We start from the raw sequence: 20757 nt of genomic DNA on the forward strand, positions 1-20757 counted from the left end.
AAAATTCCGCAAAAAATATGCCAGTTGGCGGAGCTCGTGGAGCGGGCGCTGCTGCGCTGCGTCTCTGGCCTGTGTGGGGGGCTGCCCCGCGCGGGTCCACGCAGGCTACGGTGCTCCCCTTGGTGGTCGGGTGACCACCCTGGGCAACCGCGTATCCATGCGCAGGGCGTCAATATCGCTCAGGAAATCGCGAGCGAGCGCCCCGGAATGTCAGGCCTCCAGCGCCGCGCCCGGCTCGTCTCGGCGCACGCCGCCGTGGTCCGGCTCGCCTGGCGTCCGGCGCCTTTTCGTCGACAGCCACCATGACCACTGCAGGGCCCGGAGAGGGAGCTCGCCGCGCCGTCGAGGCGCGCGTCACCTCGGCACGGGCACCGGCGGCGGCTCGTCGTCCGGCGCGATGCAGGCCGACAGGTCGAACAGCATGAAGAGCAGCGCCTTCTCCTGGGCGGTCAGCTCATGCGTCGCCCCGCCGCGGTCTTGACAGCCGCTCGGGAACGGCGCCCCGGCGACGTCGCTCGCCGCCACGTGGATGTCCGTGTACACGAACCTTCCGCACTGCTCCGCTTCCGGCGCGCCGATGGGCGTGTTGAACGTGAAGTACTTGACCCCCGCGGGCGCGTCGAAATCCGCGTTGGCGTCGTTGTAGAGCCACCGCGTCGCGATCTCCTCGTTCACCGAGTCGACCCAGTGCTGCGGATCGTTGATCTCGATCTGCCCGGGCACGGTCGACGCTCCCACGTTGGCGAGCCAGTCCCGGAGCGCCAGGCCCTTCGGGAACGTGGTGTCGACGAGCACGGGGAGCCCGTCGTCGGGATCGCTCTCCTCGTCCCATGTCGCCGTCTCCGGGAACCGCTCCGGGCCGAGCCGGAGCCAGGTGTTGTGCCAGTGCGACGCGAACACGCGGCCTCCCGCGGAGGCGTAGTTGAACATCGCGCGCCGCGCGGCCTCCGGCTTGTCGTCCCCGAACTCGGAGCCTTCACACGACAGGATCACCATGTCGTATTGCCTCAGGTTGTCGAGCGAGCTCCAGAACCCTCGCGCCGGCGAGAAGGGCGCGCCGTCGTTCAGGCCGTCTCGGTACCTGCTCGTCGCGCTGTCGCCCTCGATGGCGCGCCCGACGAACAGGTTCACCCGCCCGTCGCCCGCCTCCGGCGTGAACTCCGACGCGTCGATTCCCATCTTGTACAGAAGGCACTCCAGCACGTCCGAGCCGCCGGTCGTCAAGGCGATCTTCGGGAGGTGGCCCTCGGCCTTGCTGCGCGGCAGGCGGACCGTCCTGTCCACGGTCGGGTTGTCGACGCACCCCTCGACCTTCGGCAGCGTGATCTGGCGCCGCCATTTGCCGAGCTGGACGACCAGCGGGATGTCCTCCCCGACCGGCACGTTCTCCAGCACGAAACGCCCGTTCGTGTCGGTCAGCGCGGTCGCGATCGGATCGCCGGAGAGCGTGACATCGCACCGATCGCAGCTCGCGCCGTCGGTGATGGGCTCGAGCGCCCTGTTCGGGACGTACACCGTGACGTTGTACAGCGGGAGTTTGCCCCCGGGCTCGTACACGGTGCCGCTCACGGTGGTCTTGCCGCCGCCGGGACAGGCGATCTGCTGGCACTCGAGCCCCTCACACCCGCCGCCCCCGACCCCTGACCTGCCGCTCCCCGCCAGGAAGGGGATTCCCCCGGAGCCGCCGCCCCCCGCGCTCTGGCCCCCTGCGCCCTGGTCGGCTCCGCCGCCGGACGTGGCGCCGAGCGTCCCGCTGGCATCGCCGCAGGAGCATCCGCCAGCGACAGCCGGCGCCGTGGCCGCCACGGCCAGGAGCCATCGGGCGCTGCCGTGCAATATCCCCATTTGATCCTCCAGGCGCAGAAGGACGAGTGTGCCCTGTTCCGCCCATTCCCAGAGTAATCGATACGCAAGGATGCGGGAAGGGACAAGCATGCAAGGATGCGAGCGAGAACACGCTCTTGCGTGTGTTGCCGGAGGCCCTCCTCTCCGTCTGCGCCGCTGGGGGCGGCGCGGGGCAGTCGGGTGTCATTCTCTCGGTCTCGCGCGGTCTCGCGCGGTCTCGCTAGGTTGCCGCGCGATCGCGCGGGCCGTGAGGAGATAGGCGACAGCGGCACCAACCTTCGTTCCGCGTACGACGCGTACGACGCGTACGACGCGTACGACCACGGCCGCGCTGCGCGCGACGGCGCTCGCGTGGTCATGCTCCGTCGTGGCGAGATGCCTCTCGGCAGAGTAGGATGCGGCGCTTTGCAATCGGTCCTACCTGCCCCCGCTCTTCCTCGCCCGCGTTTGCTGGAGATCACCTGGCCCATCTTCAGCGAGAACCTGCTGCACATGCTCGTCGGCGTGTTCGGCGTATGGCTGGTCAGCCGCCTGTCGGACGAGGCCGCCGCCGCGTACGGGCTGTCCAACCAGATCATGTTGACCTTCATGATCACCTTTCGCTTCGTCAGCGTCGGCGCGAGCGTTGTGGTCACCCAGTATCTCGGCGCGCGGGACCGGGCCGGCGCGGAGCAGGTCGCGCGCGCGTCGCTCGCGGCCAACCTCTGGCTCGGCGTCTTCAGCTTCGCCGTCATCGCGATCGGCGCGAGGCCGCTGCTCGAGCTGATGCGGCTGCCGCCGTCCCTGTTCCCGATCGCGGAGCCTTACCTGATCGCGGTCGGCGTGATGCTGGCGTTCGACGCGGTGAATTTCTCGATGGGCTCGGTGCTGCGCGCGCACACCTACACCCGCGACACGCTGCGCCTCATCGTCGTCATGTACATCGTGCAGCTCGCGCTCAGCCTGCCGCTCATGTTCGGTGTCGGCGGGGCTCCTGGGCTCGGCATGATGGGGCTCGCGCTCGCCGCGGTGGTCGGACGCGCGCTCTCGTTCTGGATGCACCGGCAGCTGTGGATCTCGCGCCTCGGGATCCGCCCGACCTTCGAGGATTTCTGGCGCATTCGCCCCGATCGTCTCCGCGAGATGCTGCACATCGGCCTGCCGGGGGCGGGCGAGAACGTGGTCTATCGCATCAGCTTCATGATCATCCTGGCGATGGTCGCCAACATGGGGCAAACGGCGCTCACCACGCATACGTACACGATGCAGATCGTGCACTTCCTGCTCCTGTTCGGCATGGCGATCGGCTTCGGGACCGAGATCGTGGTCGGGCACCGCATCGGCGCCGGCGATCTGCAGGGCGCCGATCGCCTGGTGCGCGGCGGCCTGGCGATCGGGTTCTGCGTGTGCGTGAGCCTGGTGATCGCCACCGCGCTCCTCGGCCCCCACCTGCTCGGCTTTTTCTCGCGCGATCCCGAGGTGATCGCCACCGGCTCCCGGCTGCTCTGGCTGACCCTCCTCGTCGAGCCGGGCCGCACGCTCAACCTGGTCGTCATCAACGGGCTCCGCGCCACCGGCGACGCCCGCTTCCCGGTCGGGTTCGGCGTCTTCTCGATGTTCGCCGTGGCCGTCGGGCTGTCCTGGCTGCTCGGGGTCCACCTCGGCTGGGGGCTCGCCGGCGTCTGGGTCGCCTACGCTGCCGACGAGTGGGTCCGCGGGCTGGTCATGGCCGCGCGCTGGCACTTCCACGGCTGGGTGCCCCACGCGCGGCGCACCTTCCGCCGGGTACGGCTGAGCAGCCGCCCTGCGTGAGCGCTTGCGCTTGCTGACCGACCGCCCCGAGCGAGGGTGAAGCGCCGCCCCGCGGAGGGCGGGCGGGGAGGCCGGGCGCCGGTCATCCCGCGGGCGCGCTCACCTTCTCGGTGACGGCCATGCACAGCGCGGCCACGCCGCGCCTCGGGACGGTCACGAGCTTCTCGCGGAAGCTGGCGCGCTGATCGGTGTAGAGCTTCGACACCTTGTGCGAGAGGATCGTCGAGCTCCAGACCGCGACCACGTCGGCCCAGCGGAGATCGGCGTCGGCCTTCGCCGCATTGCGGTGACCCTCTCCGTCCACGATGCGGATGTCGACCTCGCCCGCGAGCAGCTGCCGCAGGTCCTCGGACGTGCCTGGTCCGCCGCCGACCACGAGCAGCCTCCGCAGCCCGCGCGCGCGGAACGCCCCGATCATCGCGAGCGCCGCCCGCTTGTTCGCGGAGCTGCCGCACAGGTCGCAGACGGCGTCGGCGCCGACCTCGACCACGCGGAGCCCGGCCTTCGCCGGGAGCTTCACGCACTCGGCGCAGCGGCGCTCGATCGGCTCCTCCGCCGGCGCCGACGGTGGGGCGCGGCCGAGCGCCTGCTGCGCCTGCCCCGCGAGCTCCGCCGGGAGGAAATCCGCGGGGTGGCGGAGCTCCGTCGTTGGCGCATGCTCCGCGAGCCAGAGGAGCAGATCGGTTTCTGAAATATTCAGAGATTTTGCGAGGTTGCGCACACGGACGGATCGCGCCATTGCGACGCGACTGTGACATGTGCAGCACCGCTGCGCCCTGTTCTATCGCAAGAGCGGCGGCCTCCGGTTGGCCCCGCTACAGCTGGCGCGGGTGGTGGCCGCCCGCGCGCGGTTCAGTCGAGGGCGGCGGCGCGGCGCAGCCCGTGGCGCTGGAGGAGGCGGTGGAGGTACATCCGGTCGAGCCCTGCCTTGCGGGCGGCGCGGCTCACGTTGCCGTTCGACCACTCGAGCAGGGCCGCGAGGTAGCGCCGCTCGAACTGGTCGATGATCGCGTCCTTCGCCTCCTTGAAGGGCATCTCGATGTTGGCGGCGGGCTCGCCGGGCGCGGCGCCCTGCGGCGCGGCGCCCGGCGGCGGCGCGGAGCTGCGCTCGGACGGCGCCGTCGCGCCCATGGCGGCGCCCTCGCCGAGCACGACGCGGCGCTCGACGTAGTTCCTCAGCTCTCGCACGTTGCCGGGCCAGTCGTAGCGCTTCATGTCCTCGATGACCTCGGGGGGGAAGAGGTGCACCTTGTCGATGGCGCCGAGCTCGTTCAGGAAGCAGTGGACGAGGAGGCCGATGTCCTCCTTGCGCTCCCGGAGCGGCGGGACGCGCACGGTGAGCACCGAGAGGCGGTAATAGAGGTCCTCGCGGAACCGGCCGCTGTTCACCTCGCGCTCCAGGCGCCGGTTCGTGGCGGCGATCACCCGGATATCGACCTTGCGCACCCGGCTCTCGCCGAGCCTGCGCACCTCGCGCGAGGCGAGGGCGCGGAGGAGCTTCGGCTGCATCTCCAGCGGCAGCTCGCCGATCTCGTCGAGGAAGACGGTGCCGCCGTCGGCCTCCTCGAAGGCGCCGGCGCGGTCGCGCGTGGCGCCCGTGAAGGAGCCGCGCACGTGGCCGAACAGCTCGCTCTCGATGAGGCTCGGCGAGATGGCGCCGCAGTCGACGATGACGAGCGGCTTGTCGGCGCGGGCGCCGCGCTGGACGAGCTCGGTGGCGATGACCTCCTTGCCCGTGCCGTTCTCGCCCTCGATTAGCACGTCGGGCGCGCTCTTCGCCACGCGATCGAGGACGGGGAAGAGGCGCCGCATGGGGACCGACACGCCCTGGAGCGCCCCGAAGCTGACCGCGCGCGCCAGCTCGGTCTCGGCGACGGCGTCGGCGTCGCGGATGCGCACGACCGACTCGCCGAGCTCGATGCGGCACTCCGGCAGGATGGCGTCGGCGTCCCGCACGCGGACGCCGGCGATGGTCGTCCCGTTGAGCGAGCCGACGTCCGTCAGCCGGAACGTGGACTTCACGCGCTCGAGGATGCAGTGGAAGCGGGAGACGGCGCGGTCGGCGAGCACGAGGTCGTTGCTCTGGTGGGAGCCGATGCGGATGAAATCGCCGTCGAGCACCATGACCCGGCTCGCGGGCTTGCCCCCCTCGCGCTCGACGCACAGCTCGATCCGGGGCACCGCCAGCACCTCGCCCTTCGTCATGCGGGGCTCCGTGGAGGCCGCGAGGCTCGGCGGGCCGGGGTCGTCGGGCGTGGCGGGGGGGCGCGGCATGCGCGCCATCTTACGCGTGAGCCTGGGGTCGTCCAGAGGAGCGCCGCGCTTGCAGGCGCGGGGGGCGTTTGCGCCGCTGCCGCAGCGCGATCACAGCTCGTCCCGACGAACGGGTGGTCCGCTCGCGGGCAAGCTCAGTCGGAACGTCGCGCCGTTTCCAGGAGGGGAGCTCACGGCCAGCGTGGCCCCGTGGGCGGCGGCGATCCTGCTCGCCAGGTACAGCCCGAGGCCGATCCCCGATGCGTGGCCGTTCGTGACGAAGCGGTCGAAGATGCGGGGAATGATCTCCGGCGGCACGCCGGATCCGCGGTCGACGATGTCGACGTGGGCGTACTCCATCCCCTTTATCAGCTCGCTGGTGAGCTTGAGGAGGACCCACGTCCCCGGGGGCGAGTGCTTGATCGCGTTGCTGACGAGGTTCTCCAGGGCCTGGCGGAGGCGATCCCTGTCCGCCACGATGACGAGCTCCGGCGGGCTCTCGACGCGGATCTCGACGCTGGGTGTACCGAGCGCAGCGGCGATGTCCCGCGCCAGCGAGGCGAGGTTCATGGGCGCAGGGGCGATCTCGAAGAGCCCCTGCTCGATGCGCCCCACGTCCAGCAGATCCGAGATGAGCTGGCCGAGCCGGGCGACGGAGCCGGTCGCCCGGTCGGCGTCGCGCATGTCGTCGACCCGACCGTCGAGCTCCGCGCGCCGGTGGAGCATACCAAGGCGGCCCATGAGCGGGCTCAGGTAGTTCCGTAGATCGTGCGCCAGCACGGTGATGAGCTCCTCCGCGGCCTGGCGCCGGCCCTGCGCGAGCGCGGCGGAGGTGACCTGCTCGACGAGCTCCGCCCGGTGCGTCAGGGCGCCGATCCAGTGCGTGACCGCGCCGAGGAAGCGGAGATCCTCGTCGGAGAAGAACTCCGGCGCGGCGGAGTGAGCAGAGACGACCCCGCGCCGCTCGCCCTCGACGACGAGCCGGACCGCGATGTGCGACCGCACGCCGAGCTCGTGGACAAGGCCGGGCAGCTCGCCGGGCTCCTGCTCCGAATGCCCGGTGATGTAAGGATCGCCGGTCGTGAAGACGCGGGCGATCGATCCGCCGTTGGCGACCGGGTGGATGTCGAGCCCGAGCGATCGCTGGAGCCGGCCCATGGGCGTCATGCTCGTCCCCAGGGCACGCAGCGTGTTCCTGCTGGGGTCGAAGAGGAAGATGTCGATCTTGTCGGCGCCGAGAGCGCCGGCGAGGAGGTCGCTCGCCTGGTTGAGCGACTGCCTCAGGTTGGCCGCCGGCAGCTCGAGCAAGCGCTCGAGCGTCGATATCAGCCTGCCTTCCTTCGAGGAGGCTTCCTTTCCGGACATGCTGTTTTCTCGCTCCGTGATCCGCTCGAGACCGTACGCTCGGCAGCAGAAGCGCGAGCCGGCGGTGGACGGTGGATTGGGTCGTTATGACGACGCTGTCGCCCGATCGGTAGATGTACGCGGCGCTGGCCGCTGCTCCGGCGCAGGGCAGCGCGCGTCTGCGCCGGTATCAGCCGCCCGCAGCGCGCCGTCGAGCTCACCCCGCCCGCGAGCCGGGCGCGCCCCCGTCCGCCCGGCGCCGCGCGCTCGGCTCTCCTCCCCGAGGTCGATTTCTACCGTGGCGCCGGCTGGCGGTGGGCCGGGAAGCGGAACAAACCGACATACGTGACGCCCGGCGCCTGCGCCTCGACGCCGAGCGGCACGGGCTTGCCGTCGGCCCCGATACGGAATGCCACGAGCTGACCGGAGCTCTGGTTGGCGGCATAAAGGAGGTGGCCGTCAGGCGATAGCGCGAAGCTGCGCGGATTGTGCGGACCGTCGCCGCGCCCCGACGGCACATCGGCGAGCGGCGAAAGCTTCCCGGACGAAGCGTCGACCGAGAAGACGGCGATGCTATCGCGCCCGCGATTGGAGCCATAGACGAACCTGCCGGTCGGGTGCACCGCGATCTCGGCCCCGGTGTTTCGTCCCGAGTACCCCTCGGGCAGGGTCGAGGCCGTCGCGATGGGTGTCAGCCGGCCCGAGGCTCGCTCGAATCGAAACGACGTGATCGTGCTCGCGGTCTCGTTGATTCCAAACGCAACCGCGCCCTGCGGATGAAATACGAGGTGCCGCGGACCGGAGTTTGCCGGAAGGCCCGCGCTCGGGACCGCGTTCGGCTCGAGCAGACCCCGGATGCTGTCGAACGCATACTGGGCGATCCGGTCTGCGCCCAGGCAGGGCACGAAGGCATAGGCGCCGCTCTGATCGGTGATCGCCATGTGGGCCCTCGCGCCTGGACTCTCGGTATCGGTGGCGTTGCCCAGAGCCCCGTTCCGCGCGACAGGGATCACCGATACGCTGCCGCCCTCGTAATTGGCGACCAGAAGCCAGTTCCCGGCCGTGGAGAGCGACAGGTGGGCTGGGCCGTCGCCCTGTGCGCTGACCGTGTTGATCGGGGTGAGGACGCCGCTCTCCGCGTCCAGCTCGAACGAGCGGATCAGCGCGTTGTCCTCGTCCACGGCGAACAGCAGGGCCCGCGCCGGATCCACGGCCAGGAAAGACGGCAGCCCGTCCGTGGCGTTGGCCTGGAGCAGCGCCAACCCGCCGCTGCGCTCGTCGACCGAGTAGACGCGGATCTTCCCCTCCTTGCCGCTCACGAAGGCGAGGAGCGAGCCTCCCGCGGCGGTGGTGGCCGGCGTCGCGTCAGGCGCGGACGCGATCTCCCCCGGGCCGCCGGCCGGCTGGTTGCAGGTGGTGCTCCCGCAGGCGGCTCCGAGGAGCGAGATCGCGCAGAGCGCGTACCCACCGCCGAGACGAGCCCTGGCAGGGGCATGGCTACGCGGCATGCCGCCCCGACGCGCGGCGTGGCGTCCCGCTTGCCGCGCGCGCTCCTCCACACCACATCCCCACGACCCGCATGGCCTCAGAACGCACGACCCACCGCGCCCTCACCGTCGCCGGGCTGATCCTGGCCCTCGCCATGGCCGCCCTCGAATCTACCGTCGTCGCCACCGCGATGCCCACCGTGATCGGCGATCTCGGCGGCATTCACCAGTACGCCTGGGTCACCACCGCCTACCTGCTCACCTCGTCGGTGCTGGTGCCCATCTGCGGCAAGCTGTCGGACATCTACGGCCGCAAGCCGATCATGCTCTTCGGCATCGCCGTCTTCCTGCTCGGCTCGATCGCGAGCGGCGCGGCGCGATCGATGCCGCAGCTCATCGCCTTCCGCGCCCTCCAGGGGGCCGGCGCCGGGGCGATGCAGCCGATGGCGATGACCATCTCGGGCGACATCTTCGATCTCAAGGAGCGCGCGCGGATCCAGGGCGTCTTCGGGGCCGCCTGGGGGCTGTTCGGCATCATCGGCCCGATGGTGGGCGGGCTCATCGTGCACTACTTCTCGTGGCGCTGGGTCTTCTACATCAACATCCCGTTCGGCGCCGCGTCCGTCGCGCTCGTGGCGACCTCGTTCCACGAGCGCATCGACAGGCGGCCTCACGAGCTCGATTTCCTCGGCGCGGCGCTCCTGACCGCCGGCGTGGTCGCGCTGCTGCTCGCCACGGGGAGGCTGGGCGGGGAGACGACGCTGCTCGCGGCGGTCGCGTCGGCGGCGCTGTTCGCCGTGTTCTTCGCGGTCGAGCGCCGGGCCCCCGAGCCGATGATCCCGCTGCCGCTCTTCCGGCGCCCGGTGATGCTCATCTCCAACGTGGCCGGCGCGATCCTCGGCGGCGCGATGATGGGCACGATCACGTTCGTGCCGCTCTTCGTGCAGGGCGTGCTCCGCGGCAGCCCGACCGACGCCGGCAGCGCCATCGCGCCGATGCTCATCGGCTGGCCGATCGCGAGCGCGATCGGCGGGCGGCTCATCCCCCGGGTCGGGTTCCGCCCGCTCATCTGGATCGGCCTCGGCGTCACGGCGGCGGCGGGGCTCGCGCTCGCGCTCGGCGGGACGCACGACACGCCGCTGATGCTCCGCGCGACGACGCTGGTCTTCGGCGTGGGCATGGGGCTGTCCAACGTCGCGCTGCTCATCGCGGTGCAGAGCAGCGTGGCGTGGGAGCAGCGCGGGATCGCCACCGCGAGCACGATGTTCTCCCGGCTGCTCGGCGGCGTCGTGGCGGTGGGCATCATGGGCGGCGTCCTGACGGCCCAGCTCGCGAAGGACCCGTCGATCCCCGCGGACGCGGCGAGCCGGCTCCTGACGGCGGAGGGGGCGCGCGGCCTCGATCCGTCGATCGTCCAGCACCTCGGGGAGGCGCTCACGTCCGGCCTCACGACGGTGTTCTGGATCATCGCGGCCATGGGCATCACCGGCTTCATCGCGGCGCTGTGGTTCCCCCGCGTGCCGATCGAGGCCGCCGGGGGAGACGCGGCCGTCGGGCCGCCCAGCGAGGCCGGCATCGGGTGAGGCGACCCGCCCGCGCCGGCAGGGACGGGGCTCGATCCAGCGCACGTGGGCGCGTATGAACGGGGGTGGATGAGGTGCCGGTCCCGGGGGATCGCGGTGGCGTGCGGGCTCTGGCTCGCGCTCGGCGGGGCCGGGTGCGAGGACCAGCGCTTCGTGATCGGCGTGCTCGCGCCCGGGCAGGGCGGGGGAGGGGGAGCGGCGGGCGCGCCGGAGCGGCCGAGGTTCGATGCGCCGGCGGCGGTGACGGAGCTGAACAGCGATTCCAGGGAAGAGGACCCCACGCTGACAGGCGATCTCCTCGAGATCTACTTCATGTCCGATCGCGCCGGAAGCCGCGATATCTGGGCGTCGCGGCGTGCTGCGCCGGGCTCGCCGTGGGAGGCGCCGCGGGCCGTGGAGGCGCTCAACGGCGCCGATAGCGTCGAGGACACTCCCTGCGTCTCCGAGGACGGGCTGAGGATCTGGTTCTTCAGCGAGCGCGCTCCGAAGGGCATCTGGCGCGCCGAGCGCGCCAGCCGGGACGACCCCTGGGGCGCGCCGGCCCGCGTGGACTCGCTCGTCGCCGGCGACGGCGAGGTGATGTCGCCCCACGTCGATCCCTCCGAGCTCCGCGTCGTGGTCGGCGTCGAGCCCCCGGCCGCCGAGACGTACATCGCCATCGCGTCGCGCGAACGCCCGGAGGACCCCTGGGGCGCGCTCGCCCCGCTCGCCGGGCTGGACGGCGCGGGCGACGAGCACGCTCCGTTCCTGTTCGACGAGGGCCGCCAGATCCTGTTCCGATCGAGCCGCGAGGGCGGAGGAGACCTGTTCTGGGCGCGACGGCCGTCGACCGACGCGGCCTTCGAAGAGGCGGAGTCGCTCGGTGAGCCGCTCAACCTTCCGGCGGAGCGCGACACCGATCCACACCTCTCGCCCGACGGGGCCGTCCTGTTCTTCGCGTCGACGCGGAGCGGGGTGGCTGACATCTACGAAGCTCGGCGCGTCGCACGATGATTCGAGGCAACGCCGTCTCGGTGTAAAATTTCTTCGAAGACGGTTTTTGGCGCTCCACGAGAAGCTCGAGCAACCCGTGATTGATCGTGGGCGCTCCGGCCCACGTGGGAGAGCGGGAAGACTCGGTGCGGAGGACATCGAGCCGACCCCATGGCCAGCACCTCGACGGACGATCCGCCCATGGAGCCTCAGGAGTCCAAGATGCGTCTCACGCTTTGCAGGTCACGGCGACGAAGGGTGTGCGCGCTCGCGTGGAGCCTCCTGCTCGGCGTCGTCGCGTGCAGCACGGAGACCTCGGTGCAGGGCTCCGGTTCAGGCGGCCAGGGCAGCGGCGCCACCGGCGCCGGCGCCACGACCACCACGTCGGCCACCACGGCGAGCAGCGGCGCGGGAGGCCATCCGAGCGCGACGGCCGGGGTGGGTGGCGCCGAGGGCGCGGGAGGCAGCGGCGGCGCTGGCGGGAGCGGCGGCGCGGGAGGCAGCGGCGGCGCTGGCGGGAGCGGCGGCGCGGGAGGGGCCGCGGACAGGTGCGCCGATGCCTTCTACGACCCGGCGAGCCCGCCCGAGGCGCTGCCCCTGTCCGGGAACCTGGGGACCCACGACCCGGCCATCATCCAGGCCGGCGACCGCTACTACCTGTTCCATACGGGGGACAGGCTCCCGATGAAGAGCTCGTCGAACCTCACCGCGTGGCAGGCCGCCGGTCGGGTGTTCGACAAGAAGCCCGCCTGGCTGGAAGAGAAGGTCCCGGGCGTGAGCGACCTGTGGGCGCCCGATATCTCACGCTTCGGGGACACCTACCATCTCTACTACTCCGCCTCCACGTTCGGCAGCAACCGATCGTGCATCGGGCACGCGACGAAGGCGTCGCTCGACTCGGCAGGTCCCTGGACGGACCGCGGCGCCGCCATCTGCTCCAACGACGGCGCGGCGCGGGACGACTGGAACGCGATCGATCCCAACGTCGCGATGGACGAGGAGGGGACGCCGTGGCTCGTGTTTGGGAGCTTCTGGAGCGGTATCAAGATGGTGAAGCTCGCCCCGTCGGGGGAGCGGGCCGACGAGGAGCTCCACGCCCTCGCCTCCCGCCCCGACGCCCGCGGGGCGCTCGAGGCGCCCTTCATCGTCCGGCGCTGCGGCTTCTATTACCTGTTCGTCTCGTTCGACACCTGCTGCCGTGGGGCGGACAGCACGTACAAGATCGCCGTCGGTCGTTCGACGAGCATCACCGGCCCGTACGTCGACAAGAAGGGGACACCGATGATGTCGGGCGGCGGCAGCATCGTCGTGGAAGGAGGCTCCCGCTGGCGAGGGCCCGGGCACAACGCCGTGCTGTTCTCCGGCGATCGCTCCTACAACGTCTATCACGCCTACGACGCGCAATCGAACGGCGCCCCCACGCTGCGGATCTCCGAGCTGGCGTGGGACACCGACGGTTGGCCGCGCTCCGGAGGGCCCTAGTCGCGCCACCGCCGCCGGGCTCCGCGCTGCGCGCCCTGATGATCGGGACTCATGGCCTCAACCCTCGTCGCCAGAATGCGAAACCCCGTGACTGACCTCCACGCGCCGCCGGAGGGAGCGCCTCCGCGGGCGGACGAGCTGCTCGGGCTCGCGCGCGCCGCGGCGGCGCGCGATCCGGCGGCGATCCGCACGCTCATCACCGAGCTCGGCGGCGCCATGCTGCGCAGCGTGCGGAAGGTGCTCGGCGCTCATCACCCCGACGTCGAGGACGTGACCCAGGAAGCCGTGCTCGCGCTGCTCCAGGCGCTGCCGTCCTTTCGCGCGGAGTGCACCGTGCTCCACTTCGCCAACCGGATCGCCGTGATGACCGCGCTCGGCGCGCGCCGGCGCCTCAGCGTGCGCGCGCGCTTCGACGAGCCGGACGCGCCGATCGACGTGGCGCCGGACGAGAGCGGCGCGTCCCCGTTTGCCGAGGCGGTCTCGAGCCGGCGGCGTAAGATGGTGCTCGAGGTGCTCGACAGGATGCCCGAGGCGACCGCGGAGGCGCTGGCCCTCCATTTCGTGCTCGGCTACACGGTCGACGAGATCGCGGCGCTCGCCCGCGTCTCTCCGAACACGGTCTGGAGCCGGCTCCGCCTCGGCAAGGAGGCGCTGCGGCGCGCCCTCGCCAACAACGCGAAGCTGGCCGAGCTCTTTCGGGGGAGAGAGCCATGACCGCCGACTGTCGGAGCGAGCTCCTCACGCGGGTGCGCCGCGGCGTCGCGACCGAGCCGGACCGGCTCGCCCTCGACGCCCACCTCGGCACCTGCGCGTCGTGCCGGATCAGCTGGGTGCTCGCGCTGGACTTCGACGCCGCGGGCGCGGCGGAGCCCGGGGACGCAGAGCTCCTCGCGCGCATCGCGAACGCCGCGATCGGCGGGGCCGTGATCGACCTGCCGTGCAGGGGAGCGCCGGCGCGGCGGCGGCGCGGAGGCGCGCCCGTGCGGCTCGCGAGCGCGCCCGTGCGGCCCGACAACGACGTCCGGCGCGGAGACGACGACGCTCAGCCGGGGACCCTCCTCCCGGGGCGGCGCTGGGCCCGAAGGACGCGGAGCGCCTGGCTCTACGCCGCGGCGGCCGTCCTCGTCGCCGGGGTGTCGCTCGCGACCTCGGCGCTCGTCCAGCCGCGCCCGGCGGCGCAGGTAGGGGCGTCCGCTCGCCCGCTCGAGCCCTCGCTGCGCGCGGCGGTGGCCCGTCCGCGCGCGGTCGCGCCCTCCGTGGCCGCTCCGTCCGAGGGCGAGGCCGCGCCGGCGCCCACCGGAGCGGCGTCGCCGGAGCTCGCGCCGGCCGCTCCGAAGCCGCACGAGGCCGCCCGCGGGTCGAGCGCGGCGGCGTCCTCCCCGAGCGCTTCTCCGAGCGCCTCGACGGCGGAGCAGCTCTTCCGGGAGGCCAACGACGCGCGGCGCGCCGGCCGCTCCCGGCGCGCCATCGAGCTCTACCGCGCGCTCCAGAAGGGGTTCGCGTCGTCGCCCGAGGCCACGCTCTCCCTCGTGTCGCTGGGCGGCCTGCTCCTGAGCAGCGGCTCGGCTGCCGCGGCGCTCGCGCAGTTCGACCGGTACCTCGGCGTCGCCGGCCCGCGCCCGCTCGCGGTCGAGGCGCTCTACGGCCGCGGGCGCGCCCTGCGGGCGCTCGGGCGCACCGGCGACGAGGCGCAGACCTGGCGGCGCCTGCTCCGGGAGCACCCGGGCTCGCCGTATGTCGAGCACGCCCGCCGCCGCCTCGCCGAGCTCGGAGGGTGATCACGGGGCGAGCGCCGATCTGGCTCGGGTTCGCCGCGGCGATCGCGCTCTCCGCGGCGCGCGCCCTGGCCATGGAGGAGGGGCCTCCGGCGGCGTCCGCGTCGCCCGGCGCGCCGCTGGTGGAGATCGTGCTGACGGGCCCCGCGCCGAACCTCGGCGTGATCCGGGCGGCGCTCGAGTCTCAGGCGCTCTCCGCGTTCACGCTCCGGTTCCGCGTCGCGCCGACGTTCGACGCGGCGGCGCTCTTCGCGGCGCGGGCCTCCTCCGGCGTGGCGCTCTCCTGCTGGATCGACGTGAGCGACCCGCGCCGCGCCGCGCTCTACTTCACCGACCCCGTGGCCGATCGCTTCCTCGTGCGCTCGATCGAGCTCTCCGGCCGCTTCGACGAGCTCGATCGCGAGTCCGTGGCCCAGGTCGTGGAGCTCTCGCTGCGGTCGCTGCGCGGGGGCGCGCGCGCGTCGCTCGATCGGGACCAGGCGCTCGCGCTCGTGCTCCGCCAGGCGGCGCCGGCGGGCCAGGCGGCGCCGGCGGGCCAGGCGGCGCCGTCGGGCGGCATGCCGGGCCAGGCGGCGCCATCGGTCGGCGCGTCGGGCCAGGCGGCGCCATCGGGCGGCGCGCCGGGCCACGCGGCGCCGGCGCTGCGCGGCGCGCTGGAGCTCGGGGCCTTCTACGGCGTCACGGTGCACTCGGCGGAGATCGGCTGGACGCATGGCCCCGGCGTTCGCGTCGCGCTCGGCGAGAGCTCGGGGCAGCAGCGGCTCGCCCTCGACGCGCGCTTCCAGTACCAGTTCGAGCGCCGCTACGAGGAGCCGCGCATCGGCCTCGATCTCCGCACGATAGCGCTCCGCGCGGACGCCTCCTGGCTCTACGCCCTCGCGCCGGGCGCGGCGCCGCTCGAGCTCGGCGCGCGGCTCGGCGCTGGCCTCGATCATGTCGAGGCGGCGCCGCGGCCAGGCAGCGCCGGCGCGCCGTCGTTCGTCCCCGCCGGGGCGAGCGCCTCGAACGCGCTCGTGCTCGTGGCCGGCGCCGTCGCCAAGCTGCCGCTGTGCCGCGATGTCCGGCTGTTCACGGAGCTCTTCGTCGAGCTCGATCCCGCGCGCGTCCGCTACGATCTCGCGCTCGAGCAGGGCACCGAGACCGTCCTTGCGCGGTACCGTTTCCGGCCTGGCGCGCTGCTCGGCGTCGAGCTCTGACCGGCGTCGCGCCGGACTGCGTCGAGCCGTCGAACGGTCATTCTCGTGAAAATTTGCGCTTTGGCGCGACGGCCCAGGCCCCCGCGAGAAAATCGAACGACGCGTGATTGATCGCAGCCGCCTCGGCGCACGTGGGGAGGATCGAGCGGTGCTCGGTGGTCGCTTCGCGCTCTCTCCACCCACGTTGGCCACGTACGTCCTTCCGGGCACGCAATGACGCGTGCTCGCCGTGCACTGTCTTCCTCCAGGAGCTCGTCATGCGAATTCGGCCCATCTTCATGATCGTCGTGCTTCATTCTTTCGCCGCCGGCATCGGCCTCGCGTCGGGCGGTTGCAGCTCGGGAGGCCCCGACGAACACCCCGCCGCGCAGACCACAGGCAGCGGCGGTGGCGGCGCCGGCACCAGCGCAAGCACAAGCGCCAGCAGCGGTGTGGGCGGAGCGAGCAGCGCTTCCGGCACCAGCGCCGCGGGGGCGGGCGGCGCGGGAGAGGGGGGCGCCGGCGGCGCGGCCGGGGGGGCGACGAGCGCTTCAGGCGGCTCGGAAGGCGGCGGCGGGAGCGCCGAGCTGCCCGACGTCACGGTGTACATCGCCGGCGACTCGACCGTTCAGACCTACGTGAACAGCGCCCTTCACCAGGCGGGCTGGGGCCAGATGCTGGGAGAGTTCTTCGACGAGCGGGTGCGCGTCGACAACCGGGCCATCGGCGGCCGGACCGCGCGCCGGTACATCGAGGAGGGCCGCCTCGACGACGTCCTCGAGGACATCCAGCGCGGAGACTACTTCCTCGTGCAGTTCGGCACGAACGACAGCAACAAGACCGCGACGTACGAGCATAACGGCGAGACCATTCCCTATTACCTGGACCCCGCGACGGACTTCAAATCGTACCTCGAGCAGTACATCACGGGCGCGCAGGCGCGCGCCGCGACGCCGGTGCTGGTCACCCCGCCCCCGCGGCGATCGTGCTCCGGGGACAGCCACGAGTTCGGCAACGGCCTGAGCGCCTATGCAAAGGCGATGCGGGAGCTCGGAGACGAGCTGGACGTGGCCGTCATCGATCTCAACGCGAAGACGCTCGCCCACCTGAACTCGATCGGGTGTGTGGCGGCGGGCGAGGACTTCTTCCTCGTCCGGGCGGACGGCTCGGTCGACGGCACCCATTTCAACGAGACCGGCGCCCGGGTCATGGCGGGCCTGGTGGCTGACGGCACCGAGGACGCCGGCCTGACGCTCGCGCAGTACCGGAAGTGACGGACTCGCGCCACACGATGGGAGGCGGCCTGAGCGACGCCGCCGACGACCTACGTCAGGACAGCGCGCGGATATCCATCGTGATGTCGCCCATGACGTCCGCGTAGCGGAGCGCGATGTCCTTGGCGTCGTCCAGAGACGGCACATCGACGATGACGTACCCGCCGATCAGCTCCTTCGCTTCGGCGAACGGCCCGTCGGTCACCTTGTGCTTGCCGCCGGTCGACACGATACGAGCGCCCTTCGCGCTCGGCTGCATTCCCTCGGTCGCGAGCAGCACGCCGGCCCGGGTCATCTCCTCGATGAGGCGACCCATCGCCGCCATCAGCTCCGGCGCGGGCGGCGCGTCGCCTCCCGCCTCGTCGTGGCAGTGGACCGCCATGTACCGCGTCGTCGTGAGCCCCTCGGGCTTCGGCGCCACCCCGAGATCCCACATCTCCGTCACAGGCCGGATGTCGATGTCGACGTCGCCGATCAGGGCCGCGAACCGCGACACCCAGTCGATCGCCTCGTCGAGCGACGTCACGCGCAGGGTCGCGAAGCCGGCGGGGACCGCCCTCGCGCCGCCGAAGGGCCCTCGGGTGATGGTGCGCCGGCCGCCGGTGAACTGGAGGCGAACGCCCTCGGAGCTGGGGCGGAGCCCTTCGCCGTCGCGCAGCACCCCCGTCTTCACCAGGTCCCCCATCATCTGCCCCACGCGCTCGATGAACTCGGGGCTCGGCATCGCGCCGGCTTCGGTTTTTGCGTCGGTCCTGTGCATGATCATGAAACGCATGTCCACATTCTCCTTGGGTTAGGCCGACAGGGAGCTCACGAGCTGCCGTCGTCCAGCTCGACGCTCTTCTCGATGTCTCCCGGAGCGGTGGCCCTCACGCGCCGGCGTGCTCGCTGCAGCCCTGCTCGTTCGTGCCCTCGCTCCGGTCCTGACGCTGTCTGCTTGTACACTCTCCCTACTACGGGGTCGTTACCGGGGAAGCCCGGCGCTCAGCAGGGCGACGAACGGAGGCGCGCCGGATCGACACGGGGGAGCGTTTTTTTTCGCGCCGCCGCGGGGGCGCGCCCGGGCGCGCCGGCCGTACCCTCACGGGCCGCGCGCCTCCGCGGCGGCGCTGGCCGCGGTCAAGCCGCCAGGCGGTGCTCGATCTCGATCGGCGTGAGCGGCGGTGGCAGCTCGTCGATGACGACCGCGCTGCCCGGGTGCCGGCGGACGAGCTCCTCCGTGGACTCGATCGCTTCCTGCACCGTGCCGTACGGGAGCGAGCGGGTGACGTAGCCCTCGGCCGCGACCACCCAGCCCCAGCCGTCGGGGTCCGGCATGACGTGGTAGGTGAGCCTCTGTGTCATGGTGTGTCCTCCCTCCGGGAGGGTGAGCTCGGCGCGCGCGAGCAGCAAGAGATCGGCGCTCGCGAAGGCCCTACCGCTGGCGGCGCTGCACCTCCTTGAGGGCGAGCTTCGAGATCGCCCTCAGGGTGTCGAACACGCCGCGGCCGCTCGCCGCCGCGGCCTCGAACTCGGGCGCCCCGTCCGGGTTGAGGAGCTCCCGGAGCTCCGCGACATCGGCGATCCCGTCGAGATCCCGCTTGTTGTACTGGACGACGAACGGCAGCCGGCCGGGCGAGCGGCCCTCCTCGGCGAGGTTGTCCCAGAGGTCCGCCATCGACTCGATGTTCGCGTCGAGCCGGGCGCGCTGCGAGTCCGCCACGAACACGACGCCATCCAGCCCCTTCAGGATGAGCTTCCGGCTCGCCCTGTAGAAGATCTGGCCCGGCACCGTGTAGAGCTGAAGGCGCGTCCGGAAGCCCGACAGGCCCCCGAGATCGAGCGGCAGGAAATCGAAGAACAGCGTGCGATCGCTCTCGGTCTTGAGCGAGATGAGCCGCCCCTTGGCGGCCGGCACCGTCCGGTCGTACACGTACTGAAGGTTCGTCGTCTTGCCGCAGAGACCGGGCCCGTAATAGACGATCTTGCAGTAGATCTCCCGGCTCGCATAGTTGATGAACGCCATCGGCGTGCTCCTCCAGAGTCGACGTTCGAGGGGAGGCAAGGCCGGCCCCCGCATTGAAAAAGAAGGCGACCGTCGTCCATCGCCTTGGAAGCGATGGCGGCCGTCGTGAAGCGCATTGGAAACGAAGGCGATCAGCGGCCGCCGCGCTCGACGCTGCGGCCGTTGTCGACTCCTGCGCTGGGAGGGGAGGCGGCGGCCGCTCTCCCCACGATTCCATGCGCCGCGCCGGGGGCGCCCCGGCTCGCCCACGGCGCGCCGCGCCCCGCTCGCTGCTCCCCGCGCTACGTCACGCGCGGCCGGCGGCGAGCGGGCGCGCCGCTGCTGCCGCCGCGAGCGGCGCCGCGCCGGCGGCGATCACGAAGACGCGTCGGCGATCGCGTGGAGGGCGGCCACGAAGCCCTCCAGGGAGGCGTCGCGCGCGTCGCTGTGCTTCACCAGCCGCTCGTTCACGGCGATGAGCTCCACCACGTCCGGGCTCGCGCCCGGGACCCGCCGGAGCTCGTGCACAGCGCGGCTCACCCGCGACGGCGGGTCGAGGCACGCGAGCGCCGACAGCGCCGCCGTCGCGCCCGCCTCGCGGCCCGCCGCGAGCGCCTCCCGCGCCATCCCGAGCAGCACCAGCGCGAAGGCGACCTGGATCGCCTCCAGGAAGCCGCGGGAGACCTCCTTGCCGCCCTGGCTGGCCTCGCTCCACGCGAGCGTCACGAGCTCGCCTATCTCCGAGAAGGCGCGCCTCGACATCAGCGTGGAGAGCGTCTCCAGGCCGTGTTTGTCCCACGCCGCCCGCGTCGTCAGCTGGCGCGCGAGCCAGGAGAGCGCGGCATACGCGTCGTCCCCCGCCCGGATCGCGCCGAGCGCGATGTCCATCAGCGTGGCCCGCCCCACGCCGTGCGCCTCGAGCCAGCCGAGCAGGTTCGCCCGCTCCGCGCCCCGCGGCGTCCGGCGCGCCTTCTCGAGGATCGCGTCCCGGAGCGCCGGGGGAAAATGGAGGATATCGACGCTCCAGTCCTCGTCCGAGCCGCGCGCGCGCTCCATCGCCAGCGCGGCCAGCGCGTCGTCGTCGAGCGAGAGCGCCCCGGCCCGCCTCGCCGCGAGGATCTTCGGGACCGGAAGATCGCGCAGCGCGGGGCGCTCCCCGTTCAGGCCGTCGAGCTCGTCCCCGTCGAGCAGCGGCGGCAGCCCCTTGTGGACCTTGGGCACGAGGATGAACTCCGAGGGCCACTGGACAGGCTCGCGCCGGCAACGCTCGAGCACGCGCTCGTAGATCCCCGCCGGGACCTTGCCGCGCACGAGGTCCGAGAGCTCGATCCACTCCTCCTCGTCGAGCACGAGGCGCGGCACGCCCAGCACCTCATGCTGGAAGTGCGCGGGATCCTGGATCGCGAGCCGCGCGAGCTGCCGGATCACCGGCCCGCTGAACCCGCTCTCGCAGCGCGCTCTCCAGCGCAGGAGATCGGATGTCCCGAGCTCGTCGATGTGCTCGGACAGGAAGGCATGATCGTCTGGCTCCAGCGACGGCTGACGGAGCACATGAAAGAACGCGACGGGACGGGCACGGCCTCGGTGCGCGCGCACCAGGGCCTCGATCTCCGCCTTTCGCATGGCGCGACCTCATCACCCGAGACCCCATGTGGGATCAGGGACGCTCTCAGGTCCATCGTCGCCAGGCGCTAGCGCGGCCCGTCATGACTCGTCGGTCGGTGGAATGACGGATCCTGTTCCTGACCGGTGTGCCCAGGGTAGCGCCAGCGCGCCCGCTGTCAACGCCCTC

17 protein-coding genes are annotated in these 20757 nt (G+C 72.0%); 8 read left to right on the forward strand and 9 right to left on the reverse strand.

Annotated elements, in window-relative coordinates; translation table 11 throughout:
* Nucleotides 1–354 precede the first annotated feature (354 nt).
* On the reverse strand, nt 355–1845 hold the full coding sequence (locus WMF29_RS07705; protein WP_437328221.1) for a carboxypeptidase regulatory-like domain-containing protein: 1491 nt from the start codon (nt 1843–1845) through the stop codon (nt 355–357).
* Between the two features lie 180 nt (nt 1846–2025).
* Between WMF29_RS07705 and WMF29_RS07710 the strand changes: the two genes are divergently transcribed.
* Nucleotides 2026–3636 (forward strand): MATE family efflux transporter, encoded by a 1611-nt coding sequence (locus tag WMF29_RS07710; protein WP_437328222.1) that lies wholly within the window; start codon nt 2026–2028, stop codon nt 3634–3636.
* An 82-nt stretch (nt 3637–3718) separates the two neighbouring features.
* Here the strand turns inward: WMF29_RS07710 and WMF29_RS07715 are convergent, their stop codons facing one another.
* The 4 genes from WMF29_RS07715 to WMF29_RS07730 all read right to left on the reverse strand — a co-directional run bounded on the left by WMF29_RS07715 (nt 3719) and on the right by WMF29_RS07730 (nt 8741).
* Nucleotides 3719–4357, reverse strand: coding sequence for a hypothetical protein (locus WMF29_RS07715; RefSeq protein ID WP_437328223.1), 639 nt, complete (start codon nt 4355–4357; stop codon nt 3719–3721).
* A 131-nt stretch (nt 4358–4488) separates the two neighbouring features.
* Nucleotides 4489–5910, reverse strand: coding sequence for a sigma 54-interacting transcriptional regulator (locus tag WMF29_RS07720; protein ID WP_437328224.1), 1422 nt, complete (start codon nt 5908–5910; stop codon nt 4489–4491).
* A gap of 90 nt (nt 5911–6000) precedes the next feature.
* Nucleotides 6001–7254, reverse strand: coding sequence for a GAF domain-containing sensor histidine kinase (locus tag WMF29_RS07725; protein WP_437328225.1), 1254 nt, complete (start codon nt 7252–7254; stop codon nt 6001–6003).
* A 272-nt stretch (nt 7255–7526) separates the two neighbouring features.
* A complete protein-coding gene (locus WMF29_RS07730; RefSeq protein ID WP_437328226.1) occupies nt 7527–8741 on the reverse strand; it encodes a lactonase family protein in 1215 nt (404 codons plus the stop codon).
* Nucleotides 8742–8812: 71 nt separating this feature from the next.
* Between WMF29_RS07730 and WMF29_RS07735 the strand changes: the two genes are divergently transcribed.
* From WMF29_RS07735 to WMF29_RS07765, 7 genes are all read left to right on the forward strand, one after another.
* On the forward strand, nt 8813–10303 hold the full coding sequence (locus tag WMF29_RS07735; protein WP_437328227.1) for an MDR family MFS transporter: 1491 nt from the start codon (nt 8813–8815) through the stop codon (nt 10301–10303).
* A 69-nt stretch (nt 10304–10372) separates the two neighbouring features.
* The gene (locus tag WMF29_RS07740; RefSeq protein ID WP_437328228.1) at nt 10373–11296 is read left to right on the forward strand and encodes a TolB family protein; all 924 of its coding nucleotides are present in this window, start codon (nt 10373–10375) and stop codon (nt 11294–11296) included.
* Nucleotides 11297–11497: 201 nt separating this feature from the next.
* Nucleotides 11498–12757: an arabinan endo-1,5-alpha-L-arabinosidase gene (locus WMF29_RS07745; RefSeq protein WP_437328229.1), complete on the forward strand. Its 1260-nt coding sequence runs from the start codon at nt 11498–11500 to the stop codon at nt 12755–12757.
* A gap of 87 nt (nt 12758–12844) precedes the next feature.
* Nucleotides 12845–13471 (forward strand): RNA polymerase sigma factor, encoded by a 627-nt coding sequence (locus tag WMF29_RS07750; RefSeq protein WP_437328230.1) that lies wholly within the window; start codon nt 12845–12847, stop codon nt 13469–13471.
* Nucleotides 13468–14535: a tetratricopeptide repeat protein gene (locus tag WMF29_RS07755; RefSeq protein ID WP_437328231.1), complete on the forward strand. Its 1068-nt coding sequence runs from the start codon at nt 13468–13470 to the stop codon at nt 14533–14535. Before WMF29_RS07750 ends, WMF29_RS07755 begins: the two co-directional genes overlap by 4 nt.
* Entirely contained in the window at nt 14532–15728 is a 1197-nt protein-coding gene (locus WMF29_RS07760) for a hypothetical protein (protein ID WP_437328232.1), read from the forward strand. The genes WMF29_RS07755 and WMF29_RS07760 overlap by 4 nt, the downstream gene beginning before the upstream one ends.
* Before the next feature lie 257 nt (nt 15729–15985).
* A complete protein-coding gene (locus tag WMF29_RS07765) occupies nt 15986–16981 on the forward strand; it encodes a rhamnogalacturonan acetylesterase (RefSeq protein ID WP_437328233.1) in 996 nt (331 codons plus the stop codon).
* 55 nt (nt 16982–17036) lie between these two features.
* Here WMF29_RS07765 and WMF29_RS07770 read toward each other — a convergent pair whose 3' ends face one another.
* The 4 genes from WMF29_RS07770 to WMF29_RS07785 form a co-directional block, all read right to left on the reverse strand.
* The gene (locus WMF29_RS07770; protein ID WP_437328234.1) at nt 17037–17756 is read right to left on the reverse strand and encodes a YciI family protein; all 720 of its coding nucleotides are present in this window, start codon (nt 17754–17756) and stop codon (nt 17037–17039) included.
* Between the two features lie 344 nt (nt 17757–18100).
* A complete protein-coding gene (locus WMF29_RS07775; protein WP_437328235.1) occupies nt 18101–18325 on the reverse strand; it encodes a DUF2188 domain-containing protein in 225 nt (74 codons plus the stop codon).
* A 70-nt stretch (nt 18326–18395) separates the two neighbouring features.
* The gene (locus tag WMF29_RS07780; protein ID WP_437328236.1) at nt 18396–18986 is read right to left on the reverse strand and encodes a GTP-binding protein; all 591 of its coding nucleotides are present in this window, start codon (nt 18984–18986) and stop codon (nt 18396–18398) included.
* Between the two features lie 354 nt (nt 18987–19340).
* Entirely contained in the window at nt 19341–20588 is a 1248-nt protein-coding gene (locus WMF29_RS07785) for a hypothetical protein (RefSeq protein WP_437328237.1), read from the reverse strand.
* Between the last annotated feature and the right edge of the window lie 169 nt (nt 20589–20757).

Origin of the sequence: Sorangium sp. So ce381, from assembly GCF_051473845.1 — a bacterium.
Taxonomy (GTDB): domain Bacteria; phylum Myxococcota_A; class Polyangia; order Polyangiales; family Polyangiaceae; genus Sorangium; species Sorangium atrum.

What these genes read in the sequence shown, in the direction of transcription:
- WMF29_RS07705 (WP_437328221.1), bottom strand. Translation starts at nt 1,845, where the DNA reads ATGGGGATATTGCACGGCAGCGCCCGATGGCTCCTGGCCGTGGCGGCC.
- WMF29_RS07720 (WP_437328224.1), bottom strand. Translation starts at nt 5,910, where the DNA reads ATGCCGCGCCCCCCCGCCACGCCCGACGACCCCGGCCCGCCGAGCCTC.
- WMF29_RS07725 (WP_437328225.1), bottom strand. Translation starts at nt 7,254, where the DNA reads ATGTCCGGAAAGGAAGCCTCCTCGAAGGAAGGCAGGCTGATATCGACG.
- WMF29_RS07730 (WP_437328226.1), bottom strand. Translation starts at nt 8,741, where the DNA reads ATGCCGCGTAGCCATGCCCCTGCCAGGGCTCGTCTCGGCGGTGGGTAC.
- WMF29_RS07735 (WP_437328227.1), top strand. Translation starts at nt 8,813, where the DNA reads ATGGCCTCAGAACGCACGACCCACCGCGCCCTCACCGTCGCCGGGCTG.
- WMF29_RS07740 (WP_437328228.1), top strand. Translation starts at nt 10,373, where the DNA reads ATGAGGTGCCGGTCCCGGGGGATCGCGGTGGCGTGCGGGCTCTGGCTC.
- WMF29_RS07745 (WP_437328229.1), top strand. Translation starts at nt 11,498, where the DNA reads ATGCGTCTCACGCTTTGCAGGTCACGGCGACGAAGGGTGTGCGCGCTC.
- WMF29_RS07755 (WP_437328231.1), top strand. Translation starts at nt 13,468, where the DNA reads ATGACCGCCGACTGTCGGAGCGAGCTCCTCACGCGGGTGCGCCGCGGC.
- WMF29_RS07765 (WP_437328233.1), top strand. Translation starts at nt 15,986, where the DNA reads ATGCGAATTCGGCCCATCTTCATGATCGTCGTGCTTCATTCTTTCGCC.
- WMF29_RS07770 (WP_437328234.1), bottom strand. Translation starts at nt 17,756, where the DNA reads ATGCGTTTCATGATCATGCACAGGACCGACGCAAAAACCGAAGCCGGC.
- WMF29_RS07775 (WP_437328235.1), bottom strand. Translation starts at nt 18,325, where the DNA reads ATGACACAGAGGCTCACCTACCACGTCATGCCGGACCCCGACGGCTGG.
- WMF29_RS07780 (WP_437328236.1), bottom strand. Translation starts at nt 18,986, where the DNA reads ATGGCGTTCATCAACTATGCGAGCCGGGAGATCTACTGCAAGATCGTC.
- WMF29_RS07785 (WP_437328237.1), bottom strand. Translation starts at nt 20,588, where the DNA reads ATGCGAAAGGCGGAGATCGAGGCCCTGGTGCGCGCGCACCGAGGCCGT.